Raw genomic sequence first — 13,109 nt, forward strand, 5'->3', positions numbered from 1 at the left:
TCTGTCTCAGTCGTTCATGTAATGTTGTTTCGCCAGCCACGCGGCTCCCGCTACGCCAGCGTCGTTCCCGAGGTCCGCAATGACAAAATTTGTTCCTTTTTTTACTTTGTCGAGCGCGAAAACATCAAAATGAGCACGAAGCGTATGCAGTAAATCGTCACCGGCAGCTGCCACCCCGCCTCCAATCACGATCCGCTCGGGGTTCAGGGTGTTGGCAATATTGCCGACGGCAAGCCCTAAATAATACATAGCATGATCAATCACGCCGGCACAATAAGGGTCCGCGGATGTCGCGTACGCGAACAAGTCCTTGGTGGTAATTTCTTCTCCGCGCTGATGCACATCATAAATCGGAGAGCCCTCTGCTTCGTCTATATGCTCCAGAGCCCCCCGGACCATGCCCGTGGCTGATGAGATAGTTTCCAGGCAGCCACGCTTCCCGCAGTTACAAAGCCGGCCTCCCTCTGGTTTGACGGTCACATGGCCAACTTCCCCAGCCATGTTGTCTTTGCCGTTCACCAAATTCCCATTAAGCACAATGCCCGCGCCAACGCCCGTACCGAGGGTAATAAAAATCATGTTCCGGACGTCTGTGCCGGCGCCTTTCCAATATTCCCCTGCGGCTGCCAGGTTGGCATCGTTGTCGAGCGCTACGGGGAATCCAAGCTTATCTTCAAGAATACGTGCGACCGGATAGTCTTTCCAGCCTATGTTTGTTGCAAATTCAATAATACCTTTTTCTATGTCAATAAACCCCGGAAGCCCCGCGCCGGCGCCGGCGACTTCCGTCAACGGGATGTGCTTTTCTTGAAGCTCATGCTGAATGGATGCGGCTATTTCATCGAGCACGTATTTTCCGTTTTCTTCCTTACTCGTCTTGATACTCCATTTGTGGTCCATGCCGCCGTTTTGATCGAACAGAGCCATCTTCACTGCAGTGCCGCCGATATCGATTCCTATTACATATTTTCCAGCCATTTGTTTACCCCTTTTCCTGCTCGATTCGTCGTTCTCTTTTTATCGTCAATAAAGCAGTCTGATACATTCTGACATCCAAAAGACCGTTACGATACGCTTCCTTGATTTCTTCTTCCATTAAATCTAAGTCCATCAAACGATTTTTTGTATAAATGAAGGCTCCGACCGTACGAAGCCACGTCCGGATTTCTGTCATGGATTCCATCGTTATCCTGCTTCCTTTCATTATAGCAAGCGAAAGGCAATTTTCTACTACGTATTTTGTTCAGCTCCACCGGTACATGCCGATAGCGAAAAAGGTGGCGAATGCTAAAATAAACATCACAAATGCTCCTATACGCACAAACTGCCAGCGGTGACCCGGCAGGTGCACAAACACAGAAGCAATGAACCCGCCAATAAGACCACCGATATGCGCCCCGTTATCTACTGCCTGTACGGTAAATCCAAATGCCAGGTTGATGCCGAGAATCACAAGCACATTCATGCCAAGCGTACGGAAAAACAGGCGCTGATGGGCCAGTCCCAGATATAAAAGAGCGCCAAAACAGCCAAAAATGGCTCCGCTTGCTCCTGCCGAGACTTGTTCGTTCATAGCAAAGCTGACCGTCGAGGCGAATACACCAGCAGCAAAATAAATAATAATAAACCGCCCTGTGCCGTAAATACGTTCTGTGATACCGCCAATAAAAAACAGGGCCAGACTATTCATAAATAAGTGCAGAAAACCAATATGAAGAAACATAGCAGTAACCAGCCGCCACCATTCTCCTTCGACAATACCCGGATTGTACTTCGCCCCCAGCTCAATAAGGGTGTTGATATTCATGCTGCTGCCAGCGCGTTCCAGCACTAAAAAAATCGCAGCCAGTAATGCCAGCACAGTGTAAGTGACAATTGGCTTTCCACTGGAAAAAAAGGACATATCCTGCTGTTCAAGCTCCCGCTGTTTGTTCTCTGCCTGCCGGCGGTAAAAAGAGGCTCTTTGTTCATGCTCTTCGGGATCAAGCTCTTCTTCGAGCTCTCCCCATATCCATTCATTAGTCTTTAAATACGTACTGACGGCCGAAGGCGGATCCGCTATGCCGCGTCCATTGTCGTCGGCGAACAAAAAGGAATAGGCTTCATGTTCTCCGCTCTCCATTGGCGCTTCCATATCAGCGGGCGGATACGAAGTAATATAGACATTGGCAAATTTTGCTTTCCTTAAGGCAAGCCTGCGCTTCCAGCCGTGAAAGCTTTTTTCAGCCTCTCTCCTGTCCTCTTCTAACCGTTCAAGGCGTTCATATTCTACGCGCGCCATGCGTACCACCCACGGCTGCCCGTTCACGTCCCCCTGAAGCCATATACGTTTTCGGTCGGGCCCGACATCAATCAGGCGGAACGATTCTTCTTCCATGAGCTGCTCTGTAAATTTCCAAAACTGGTGCGTTTCCCGTTTAGACATCCAAACGCCGTCCTTCTTCCGCTATTTCTTTTAAATACAGGGCTGCTTTGTTAAAATCGCTAAACTTTCTTACTGTCTTCGACGAATGATCGTTTTCTTCCCCCCGGGTGTTTACATAAAAGGCTTCCCACCCTGCATTTTCCGCTCCCTTTACATCATGGTCCCAGGAGTCTCCGACAAACAGCGCCTGTTCTCTGCGGCTGCCCAAATGCTGCAGCGCTTCGTCAAAAATGGCCGCCTTCGGCTTCGGGGCTTCAGCCGTTTCCGAAATAAAAAGATGCCTGCGATCTATCCAGCGGTCAAGCTCGAGCTGATAAAACTTTTCTTTTTGGAGCTCCTCCGACCCATTGGTAATAACCCCCAGGCGCACGTTGCTTTTTGTGAGCGATTCCAACAAATCAGGCACGCTCTCGTATAGTTCGCTGAATTCGGGCAGACGCTGCTCGTATTCCTGATGAAAGCTAAGTGCTTCGCGGGCCGAACTCGGAAGTCCGAACACATGCATGGTTTCTTCATACCGCTTGATCCGGTACTGCTCCTGAGTAAGACTACCTTCCTCGTATTCCTGCCAAAACAAATCGCAGTGATATTTAAACACTTCGAACCATCTGTCTTCATGAACAAACGGGGCTTCGCTATTTAATTGCTTTCTGATGGAGACAAACACAGCCTTGATTGTTTTCTGAAAAGCTTTTTCGTGATCATAAAGGGTGTTGTCCAGATCGAAACAAATTGTTGTCCAGCGCATGTACTTGTGCCACCTTTCTTCCTTCCATTATAGCAACCTCCCGCAAAAGGCGAAATCAAAAGGAAAAAAGAAGGGCAGCGTACAATGCTGTAACTATCATCCCGCCGCCAAAAGAGCTTAGCGCATTCACAGCGTTATTGGTCATCCATGAAACGCCCGAAGCATAAATGGTTTTTCTGCCGTGATGAACCTCTGCTTCTGTGTAAGACTTACATTCACTGCACCAGTTTATCCGCTCTGCGTACGCTCCGAGAAACGTGTCTATAAAGCAGCCTCCTGCTCCTGCGATACACACGGAAACAAGCATAAACATCCCAAGCTCTTCAGATAAGTAAAAGACGGCCCCTCCTATAAGGGCGGCGCCCCCGCAGGCACCCAGTGTTCCAACTGTTGAAACCGCTCCGGACCATCCATTTTCTGTTTGTTTTCGACTGCGAATATGAAAGGGGCGGCCTCCGAAGCGCCGGCCGATCTCTGAAGCCCACGTATCCGCATTCGATGCCGCCACTGCCCCAACAGCAGCAGCCAAAAATCCCTCCCACGGAACTGCGCTGTATAAGGCGGCAAATAAAAGCATCGGCCCCCCATTTGCCCATACCTGCCAGCTGTCCCGCTGGGCCTTTTCCTGCCTTTTCAAGCGTGAGAGGGCTGTCGAACTAATAAAAAAAATAAGCAGGGCCGCTGTTCCCGGCCAACTTGTCCATACGTAGATAAGCGTACCAAGCACCCCTGCTGACATCGTACCGAAAAGCGTTAGGGATCGTTTTTGCCAAATGGTGAGTAAAAACAGCGCGAACAGTAGACCCAGTGCTGTTTCACCCCACATGAAGAAGCCCGTCACTGCTGATCAGAGTCTGTACCGGCACATCGTGCGCTTCTACCGGAATATGCTCCTGAAGCTGAAAAGTATGAATCAGGGCAGCCGTGGAAAAATCCGCCCGGTTTAGAAAACGGTCATAGTACCCGCCTCCAAATCCAATACGATAGCCTTCCTTATTAAACACTAGACCAGGCACAAGAATAAGGTCAAGCTGCTCCGGAGGAACGAGGGCACAGACGCTTTTTTTAGGCTCGTATATCTGGCCGATCGAGCGTTCAAGCTCACCGAAATTCTGAATTTCATAAAATTCCATTCCACGCTGTTCGGGATCTATTTTAGGTACACATATCCGCTTTCCTTGCTGCCAGCCAGTTTCAATGATCGGTCCGGTGTTTATTTCATTTTTAAGTGATACCGTTACCGCGATCGTATCCGCCTGTTTCCAGCCGTCCCATTGAAATAAATATTCGTAAATTTTCTTTTCCGCCTTCAGACGCTCGCTTCCGGAAAGGGCCTGGTACGAGCTGTTTATCTGCTGGCGGAGCCTATGTTTATTCAATTGCATCCCCCTTCCACGTTATTTTTCCTTATACGTTGCTTTAAGACAAAAGAAAAAGCAGCTGGGAGATGTAATCTCCTGCTGCTTATTTCGTTTCGCGATGAAGAGTGTGCTTTCCTAAACGAGGAGAATATTTGTTCAATTCAATACGCTCAGGGTTCGTGCGTTTATTTTTGCTGGTAATGTAATTACGGTCACCAGTCTCTGTGCAGGCAAGCGTTATTTGTACACGCATGTGATTCCCTCCCTACTTTCGTACATTTTTCATACTTAGTAATATTATCAGATTCCTATTTGTGCTTCAAGTCTGTGGTGTTAGTTTTTCCAAGGAAAGTTAAGAAGATTTTTCTTAAAAGCGGCAAATCAGGCAAACACGGTATTAATGTGAGGCTCAGCCTCCGGCTGTTGTTCCCAAAGGATTACTGTTCTTCGTCCGCGGATGATTCATCGCCCTCTGCATTTTCTTCGCCTTCCGCATTCTCTTCTCCGTTTTCTTCTTCAGCGTCACCTTCACCACTGCCGGCCCCCGGGCGCTCTTCTTTAAGATTTTCATAGGCCTGCATCGTATCGGCAGCAATGCTGTTGGCAATACCCGATCGTCCGCCCTCATCACTTGAATAAGTATTAGGAACAACTACCGCAATCGCAATCTCCGGGTCTTCATACGGCCCGTAGGCAATAAAGGTCTGGTTGTTAACATCTACTACTTCATTATCGCTTTCCCTGCGCACACTGCGCTCAGCCGTACCAGTTTTCCCAGCAACTTCCATATTTACATCGGTAAAATAGCTGTCCGCTGTGCCAAGCTCGGTGTTTACCACGTCATACATGCCCTCCTGGGCGATATCAAAGTATTCTTTGTCAATATTAACTTGGTTCAGCATGTTCGGTTCAAACTGGTGGAGCACTGCTCCCATCTCGTCGGTATTACGGTTAGGTTCACGAATTTCTTTTACCAGGTGCGGCTCCATCCGTTTTCCGTCCGAAGCAATAGTCGCAGAATACTGCGCCAGCTGCAGCGGCGTGTACGTATCAAGCTGGCCGAAGGAGAAAAATAACAAGCTGCCTGGCACCTGTGTACCAGCATTTAAACCGGTAGCTTCTGATGGAAGATCGACACTTGTCTCCACCCCGAGGCCAAACTGGTGATAGTAGTCTCTCATCGTCGCATATGCTTCGTCCACTTTTTGATTGTTGAAACCATCGTTACTTCCATACTCGTAATCCATCAGCCGCATTGCAATTTCAGACATAAACACGTTGGAAGATTCTTGAATAGCACCGACAACATCTATCGTGCCGATTTCATGAGAAGAGCTGACTTCTCCCCCTGGACCAGGAAGATCAATCGGCCTGTCGTTGATTTTCGTGTCTTCCGTAATGACTTCCTCCTGGAGACCAATCATACCTGTCGCCGGCTTGATCGTGGAACCCATCTCATACGTGTTCGTTACATTCCCGAGCTGGTCATCGTAGCCATTCATGGCAAGTATCTCTCCAGTATTCGGGTCGATCGCAGTCACGTACGCCTGCTGATCGTTTGGAAATGAGCCCTCTGACTGCCCCATCTGATCGTCAATTATCGTCTGTACTTCCCGCTGCAGATCCATGTCAATCGACAGCACCAGGTCATTGCCGCGGCTTCCGTTACTCGTTTCCTCTGCTTCATCGTCTTCACCACTGACGGTTCCTTTTTTGCCTCTCAGTGTATCTTCATAATGTTCTTCGAGAAAGCTCTGGCCTACTTCATCGGAACGCTGGTATCCTTTGGCCAGAAACTCAGACACCGTTTCTTGAGGAATCGATCCTACATTTCCATACAGACTTTGAAACGCCTTTGTGTACTGATAGTCGCGCCTGAAGTCTCTTGTTACATCCACGCCCTCCAGTTCATCGAGGCGGGCACTAATAGCAGTGGCTTCTCCCTCTGTTAAATCCCGTTTCACACGCTGCGGAGAGTCGTAGTAGCCAGAAATCATTTCACTCCAGATGGCCACCACTTCCAGTTCTTCGTCACTGATGTCATTTAATTGTTCGTCTGTAATCCGGTCAAGCTGAACTTCATACGGATCTTTACCGTTTTCCATCAGCCGCTGCTCTTCTTTATCCGAAACGAGTTTATCCGCTTCATTTTCCCGTGTCAAAAGCCAGTAATCCTGCAAATTTCTTTCGGGCATGCTATCGCGATCTGTTTCTTCTTCATCAAACTCAATCAGCTCAGCCAGCTCTTCAGCTGTCTGAATACGTTCGTCGTCCTCGTAGCTTCTCTGGTTCGTGTACGTTAATGTCAGAATAAGGTTGTTGCCCACCAGCTCTGTGCCATTTCGGTCGTACATGATCCCTCGCGGGGCATCAACGCGGCTTGCAGAAGTGGATGCTGTCTCATTTACGTCTTCTTCATATGTATCACCTTCAACGATCTGTACGTACCCAAGCCGCAAAATCAATATAGAAAATAATATAAAAACGGCGAAAAAAAGAACGTTCAGCCGAAAAGGAATGGTAGGTTTTTTATTTTTTCCAGAAGCCACACGCAATCCCTCTCTTAATGTATATATGTTTGCTGATCACTTATTAATTATAGCACAGAAAGAGGCTGCTGCCGAACTTCTGCTTTCTGCCAAAACAAAAAATCCGCTCCCGAAAAGGGGAACGGATTCTGCAGAAATATTATTTTGCTTCCTGATAATTCTTTTCAACTTCGTCCCAGTTCACAACATTCCAGAATGCTGCTACGTAATCCGGGCGACGGTTTTGATATTTCAGGTAATAAGCGTGCTCCCAAACGTCCAGGCCGAGAAGAGGAGTTTTCCCTTCCATAACTGGGGAGTCCTGGTTGAGCGTATCCATAAGTTCAAGCTCACCGTTGTTTAAGACGAGCCATGCCCAACCGGAGCCAAAACGGCCGGTAGCCGTTGCGCCGAATTCTTCTTTAAATTTGTCAAAGCTCCCCCACTTGCTCTTAATGGCATCTGCCACTTCGCCTGTTGGTTCTCCACCGCCGTTCGGGCTGAGAAGCTTCCAGAAAATGGAGTGGTTGGAATGGCCGCCGCCGTTGTTTCTTACTGCGGTACGGATATCTTCAGGTACAGCGTTCAAATCGCTGATCAGTTCATCAACGCTTTTGTTTTGAAGATCGCTGTGGTTTTCCAAGGCTGAATTTAATTTTGTTACATACGTGTTGTGGTGTTTATCGTGGTGAATGTTCATTGTCTGCTCATCGATATGAGGCTCTAATGCGTTTGGTGCATAAGGTAGATCTGGTAGTTGATGTGTACTCATACAAAATGCCCTCCTTGAAAGTTCTGGTGATTTGTACAAAGTGACTATGCAATAATTTAGTATACAAAATTACACTTAGTCTACTTTCACTTTACCAAAACAATACTTATTTTTCAAATCAGCTTTCTGGCTAATTCAAACTAGAAAGCCTGCCACGGTTGATTATTCCCTTCTGCTTTTTCTTTAAACATAAAAAATTCGGCAGTGTTTGCTAAGAATCAGAAAATCAAAAGCTTAAAAATGTCTGCATACACGACCGTCCCTTTTCCGGGCCAACCTGGCTTTCAAACAAAAAAACTTCCCCGGCTTTGCCGAAAAAGTTTAATGGATGTCTATATTAAGTCCGTTTGTGTTTATAATCATAGTTTAATAATGGCGGAGGAAGAGGGATTCGAACCCTCGCGAGCCGTAAAGCTCCTAACGGTTTTCGAGACCGTCCCCTTCAGCCGTACTTGGGTATTCCTCCATAAGAATATTCATCCACTGTTTTTAAAGTGGTGGACCCTGTAGGACTCGAACCTACGACCGGACGGTTATGAGCCGTCTGCTCTAACCAACTGAGCTAAGGGTCCCTAAGAGTAATCCAGACAAAAAAATGGGGCGGTTGATGGGAATTGAACCCACGAATGCCGGAACCACAATCCGGTGCGTTAACCACTTCGCCACAACCGCCGTATGCTTATGTAAATGTATTGGTAGCGGCGGAGGGGATCGAACCCCCGACCTCACGGGTATGAACCGTACGCTCTAGCCAGCTGAGCTACGCCGCCATGGCTCCGCAGGCAGGATTCGAACCTGCGACCAATCGGTTAACAGCCGATTGCTCTACCACTGAGCTACTGCGGAATGTGTTACTGCCGTTTTTACGACAGTAATTACTATATCATTTCCCTTAAAAAGCGTCAAACAGATTTTCGCATTTTTTAAACAAGAATTATTATAATATAAATAGCGTTCACTAGCAATATACCGCCCTTTACAATAACACTTGCGATAAATCCCCCAACAGAGCCAACGCCAATTTTGCCAAGCTGTTTCCACGACTTCTGGCCCCCAATTAATTCTCCGATGACAGCTCCGGCAAGTGCGCCAATCAGAATACCAGCAACCGGAATAATAAACGGCCCGACGACCAGGCCGATCAGGCTTCCCCAGATGCCGTACTTCGTTCCCCCGCTTCGCTGGATACCATAATAGTTAGCGACGTAATCAATGGCAAACAACAGCACGGCGATCACTGCCTGGATAATCCAGTATGCAATGCCAATGTCTGTGAACCCGTACCCGAGTGCAAACAAAAGAGCAGCAGCTGCATGAAATATCCCGCCCGGGAGAATCGGGTAAATAACTGCCACAAGCGCCAGCACGTAGCAGGCGAACCCAAGCAAATACCAGATAATTTCCATAGTTTCCTCCTTATACAGATATACTTTGTCCTATAGTCTTATTCCCCTTTGGACCATCCACAAAAAAGAAGGAGGTGTCCTCCCTCCTTCTCTTCTTATGAAACTTCCCGATCATCTAGTACTGTTTCGGCTATATTCACCGAATGGTCGCCGATACGTTCGAGATTACTGATCATATCGACAAATACAATACCGGCAGACCCGGAACAGCGCCCCTCATTCAAACGGAGAATGTGTTTTTTACGCAGCTTCCGTTCCATCTTATCGATGTCTTCTTCCTGTTTTGCCACCTGCTGGGCAATTTCATAGTCATCCTTTTCAAGCGCTTCAACGGCGCGGGTGAATGTGCTGATCGTCAGTGTGAACATTTCATGTAAATCTTTATATGCTTCTTCTGAAAGCGTCACTTTATTGGACAGCTGATAGTCGACAAGCTCCATGACGTTTTCCATATGGTCGCCCACCCGCTCGATGTCGCGGACAGTATCCATTACGACAGAGTGTTTGCGCGAATTTTCTTTAGACAAAGACCGGGCGGAAATGCCGATCAAATATTCCGTAATGTCTTTATCAAGGTTATTGATCGCTTCTTCATACCGAACAATCTTCTCGGCGTCCTTTTTGTTTTTCGTATCCAGATAGCTTTCGCTTTTCTTAAGACCTCTTCCAGCGTAATCTGCCATTCGGAGCGTTTCAAGCTTCGCCTGGTCTAAAGCAATCGCCGGGGATTGATAAATAAAGCTCGGATCCAAGTGTTTCGGTTTGTATTCAATTTCTTCATCGCTTCCAGGAACCAGCTTGGTAACGATGTACGCCAAAACGCCCACAAAAGGCAGCTGGATAATCATGTTTGAAATGTTAAAAATTCCGTGGGCGAACGCAATCGTCATTGGCTCATTTAAGTTAAGAGCTTCCTGCAGGTAGCTGATAAATGCTGTATACGGCACAAGCAGGATGAGTACAATTGTTGCACCGATCAGATTAAAGATGACGTGGGTCAACGCAGTACGCTTTGCTGCCACGGAAGCGCCGATAGCTGCTATGACCGCTGTAACAGTCGTACCTATATTGTCGCCAAAAAGTATTGGAAGCGCAGCCTCCAGCGATATTGCATTTTGCGTGTACAATTCCTGAAGAAGGCCAATGGTCGCCGAAGAGCTCTGCAGCCCGACGGTAAAGATGACCCCTACCAGCAACCCTAAAAGCGGGTTATTACTCATGCTTATCGTTAAATCGTTAAACGCCGGCAGTTCTTCAAGCGGTGCTACTCCGTCCCCCATAAGTGAGAGCCCAAAGAACAGAGCCCCAAAGCCGAAAAAAGTTTGTCCTATGTTGTTTATTTTTTTGTTTTTAAAGAAAAAGATCAGTACTGTACCAATAAATATAATTGGAAGAGCGTATTCTTCGAGTTTGATCCCAATAATAAACGCCGTCACCGTTGTCCCGACGTTTGCCCCCATAATAACGCCAATCGCCTGGCGCAGCGTCATAAAGCCGGCGCTTACAAGGCCGACTGTAAGTACTGTAGTTCCTGAACTTGATTGAATAAGTATAGTTACGATAATACCGACCAGCACGCCCATAAACGGGTTGGAGGTGAATTTATCCAGAAGGTCCCGAAGCCTGTCACCGGCAATCTTCTGCAGGCCATCCCCCATGTATTTAATTCCAAATAGGAATATTCCCAAACCACCAAAAAAAGTAAACAAAATCGTTTGAATATCCAAACTCTACATCTCCTTAGTCGCTTTATGAATTTTGGCAGTTTTTTGCCGCACCCAGTCTATTTTTAAAGTAATTTAAATGGTTTGTAAAGGAAATATTACTTTTTTCCAAAGTTATTTAACTTTTGTTTTTATGCCGTAAAAAAAGAGCAAGCCAAAGCCTCCTCTTTTTTCATCTACAACCTTTTATTATATGGAAATTATTGTTCTTTTACTGCGGAATCGAGACGCTTCACCCGGATGCGTGTACCGTCCACAGAGGTTACCTCAATTTCTTCGTTGGCATTCAGCCACTGATCGCCGCTTGTCGCACTGTAACGTTCTCCCTCAATATCAATCGTCCCAGTCGGACGGAAAGGAGTAACGGTAGTCCCCGTTTTACCGACCAGCCCTCCGTACGTCTGGTTAATCGAATTGTAGCCCAGATCGCTCGTTAAACTATCCTTAAGCATCAGCTTCGACCACAGATCCCGGCGCGGAAAAACCTTCAGGAAAAACATAGCTGCCATCGCTCCTGCCAGGAATCCGAAAATAACGAGTACGCCGTAAATAATGGTAGGAGTCGGTACTGCAATAGATACCCCCATCAGCAGAAGTCCTACAATAGAGACAGTGCCATCTCCGATAAGCTTGCCGTCAAGCAGAATCAGACCAAGCCCCGCTGCATACAGCACCAGCACCCAAATGCCGGCTGCCCCTTCAAGATGATAAGAAAAGAATAAGACCATAAAGGCTGTGCCCAGAATAAAAAATAAGCTTTTGGACTTAACCAGAAATTCGGAGATTAAAAACATCGTTCCAAGGAAAACGACAATAAATCCTACACTCGGGTTCGCTAACCATTCCATCGTATATACTCCCTTCCACAAAGCTTTTATATTGCCTACTCTATTCGTTTCATAAGCGCTTGATAATCATATATACGCGTAAGCAGCCTGTATCGTTTCACATATATTGTAACTCTTCCGTCTGCCAGTTGTCAGCTGAAAGCGTCTTCTTTCCATAAAAAAAGAGACCCTAGCGGCCTCTTCTTTTTTATCCAATATTATGCCGATTCCCCGGAATCGCTGTTGAACCATCCCTGGACGGAATCAAGCATTTGTTCGAGGAAAGCGACAATGCGTGAAAGGAAGTTCTGCGTGTCCTCGCTGTTCATAAAGCTGTCAATATTTTCGGTAGCCTTATTCAGCTGGCTTTCCATCTGTGACCAGTCAATATTTAAGTTCTGCATCCGGTCGAATAAGGAAACAAGCTCATCTTGCTGCTGTTCGCTCAGCTCAATGTTCATATCACTGGAAACATTCTGTACGATAATCCGGATGTCTTCCGTATTATTAATCTCAGTGTTATTAATCTCCTGCTTGATTTCTGTGATCAGTGTTGTTGCTTCTTCTTTGCCGATGTCTTCGCCAAGCTCAGATGTTTTGGCAATCTCTTCATTTGCCACCTGTTTTTGATCCTCAGATATGCTGACATTGTTCTGCTGTTCGTAAGCTTTTAAAATTCCTGTCAGCGCGGCCGTGCCCGATACTTCAAACGGCGCTGTCACATAAACCTCTGCATCCTCCACTCCTGCTGTGGCAAGCGCGTTGGCATACATCCCTTCTGTAACAGTATCTATTTTGTTCGTTTCAATATCAATGCCTTCACCGTCTTCAGCCGCAGTAATCTTTGCAGAAGATAACGCCCGCGAGCCAATTTCGGAACTGCTTAAATAATCCCCAAGATACTGATACTCTTCTTCATTTGTAACTTCAACCACCGGGACTTCCCCTTCGGTTACCTCCATCTCTTCGAGCAGAGAACTTCTTTGTTCCGAGGAAAGGTCCTGGCCGAGTGTCACTGTTACATCTCCTGCCGCTGCGTCCGCTGACACCTGCTGGCTTACCCCGAGAGCCCCTAACGTAACTACCCCGGCTGCTAATGTCTGTTGCCACCACTTCATTATAATCAGCTCTCCTTCTTATGCCCTTTCATTTCCAAATCATATGCTTTTTTGACCAATATATTTATATTCGTCGCATCTATAGTCGTAAGCTTTGCAAAAAAGTTACACTACCCGCACGCTTTCGTTAATTTCTCATCATTTTACAAAATGCCGGCGCAGTGCATTTCATTTCACTGCGTTAGAAGCAACTGCTTGCC

Annotated in this window: 13 protein-coding genes and 5 tRNA genes; all 18 read right to left on the minus strand. The window is 46.9% G+C overall.

All coding sequences use genetic code 11. From position 1 onward, the window contains the following. Positions 1-6: 6 nt before the first annotated feature. A complete protein-coding gene (locus B5066_RS15575) occupies positions 7-978 on the minus strand; it encodes an ROK family glucokinase (protein ID WP_079476815.1) in 972 nt (323 codons plus the stop codon). Positions 979-982: 4 nt separating this feature from the next. Continuing rightward, positions 983-1,183, minus strand: coding sequence for a YqgQ family protein (locus B5066_RS15580; RefSeq protein WP_079476816.1), 201 nt, complete (start codon positions 1,181-1,183; stop codon positions 983-985). A 60-nt stretch (positions 1,184-1,243) separates the two neighbouring features. Continuing rightward, on the minus strand, positions 1,244-2,425 hold the full coding sequence (locus B5066_RS15585) for a rhomboid family intramembrane serine protease (RefSeq protein WP_079476817.1): 1,182 nt from the start codon (positions 2,423-2,425) through the stop codon (positions 1,244-1,246). Next, a complete protein-coding gene (locus tag B5066_RS15590) occupies positions 2,418-3,173 on the minus strand; it encodes an HAD family hydrolase (RefSeq protein ID WP_079476818.1) in 756 nt (251 codons plus the stop codon). The genes B5066_RS15585 and B5066_RS15590 overlap by 8 nt, the downstream gene beginning before the upstream one ends. A 55-nt stretch (positions 3,174-3,228) precedes the next feature. Next, entirely contained in the window at positions 3,229-3,999 is a 771-nt protein-coding gene (locus B5066_RS15595) for a DUF92 domain-containing protein (protein WP_079476819.1), read from the minus strand. Further along, positions 3,989-4,552 (minus strand): 5-formyltetrahydrofolate cyclo-ligase, encoded by a 564-nt coding sequence (locus B5066_RS15600; protein WP_179124135.1) that lies wholly within the window; start codon positions 4,550-4,552, stop codon positions 3,989-3,991. The genes B5066_RS15595 and B5066_RS15600 overlap by 11 nt, the downstream gene beginning before the upstream one ends. An 85-nt stretch (positions 4,553-4,637) precedes the next feature. Further along, complete coding sequence (gene rpmG / locus B5066_RS15605) at positions 4,638-4,787, minus strand: 50S ribosomal protein L33 (RefSeq protein ID WP_079476821.1); 150 nt, start codon at positions 4,785-4,787, stop codon at positions 4,638-4,640. A 184-nt stretch (positions 4,788-4,971) separates the two neighbouring features. Next, a complete protein-coding gene (locus tag B5066_RS15610; RefSeq protein WP_079476822.1) occupies positions 4,972-7,083 on the minus strand; it encodes a peptidoglycan D,D-transpeptidase FtsI family protein in 2,112 nt (703 codons plus the stop codon). A gap of 139 nt (positions 7,084-7,222) precedes the next feature. After that, complete coding sequence (locus B5066_RS15615; protein ID WP_079476823.1) at positions 7,223-7,834, minus strand: superoxide dismutase; 612 nt, start codon at positions 7,832-7,834, stop codon at positions 7,223-7,225. A 373-nt stretch (positions 7,835-8,207) separates the two neighbouring features. Continuing rightward, a tRNA-Ser gene (locus B5066_RS15620) sits at positions 8,208-8,300 on the minus strand. Between the two features lie 29 nt (positions 8,301-8,329). Then, positions 8,330-8,406: transfer RNA gene (locus B5066_RS15625), tRNA-Ile, on the minus strand. A 24-nt stretch (positions 8,407-8,430) separates the two neighbouring features. Continuing rightward, positions 8,431-8,506, minus strand: a tRNA-His gene (locus B5066_RS15630). A gap of 21 nt (positions 8,507-8,527) precedes the next feature. Beyond that, a tRNA-Met gene (locus B5066_RS15635) sits at positions 8,528-8,604 on the minus strand. Position 8,605: 1 nt separating this feature from the next. Next, a tRNA-Asn gene (locus tag B5066_RS15640) sits at positions 8,606-8,680 on the minus strand. Positions 8,681-8,757: 77 nt separating this feature from the next. Then, positions 8,758-9,240: a DUF456 domain-containing protein gene (locus B5066_RS15645; RefSeq protein ID WP_079476824.1), complete on the minus strand. Its 483-nt coding sequence runs from the start codon at positions 9,238-9,240 to the stop codon at positions 8,758-8,760. 95 nt (positions 9,241-9,335) lie between these two features. Further along, the gene (locus tag B5066_RS15650; protein ID WP_079476825.1) at positions 9,336-10,967 is read right to left on the minus strand and encodes a Na/Pi cotransporter family protein; all 1,632 of its coding nucleotides are present in this window, start codon (positions 10,965-10,967) and stop codon (positions 9,336-9,338) included. Positions 10,968-11,164: 197 nt separating this feature from the next. Next, positions 11,165-11,812: an NfeD family protein gene (locus B5066_RS15655; RefSeq protein ID WP_079476826.1), complete on the minus strand. Its 648-nt coding sequence runs from the start codon at positions 11,810-11,812 to the stop codon at positions 11,165-11,167. A gap of 197 nt (positions 11,813-12,009) precedes the next feature. Then, positions 12,010-12,909 (minus strand): DUF1002 domain-containing protein, encoded by a 900-nt coding sequence (locus tag B5066_RS15660; RefSeq protein ID WP_143745452.1) that lies wholly within the window; start codon positions 12,907-12,909, stop codon positions 12,010-12,012. Between the last annotated feature and the right edge of the window lie 200 nt (positions 12,910-13,109).

It is taken from the genome of Marinococcus halophilus, assembly GCF_900166605.1.
In the GTDB taxonomy this organism is placed as follows: domain Bacteria; phylum Bacillota; class Bacilli; order Bacillales; family Marinococcaceae; genus Marinococcus; species Marinococcus halophilus.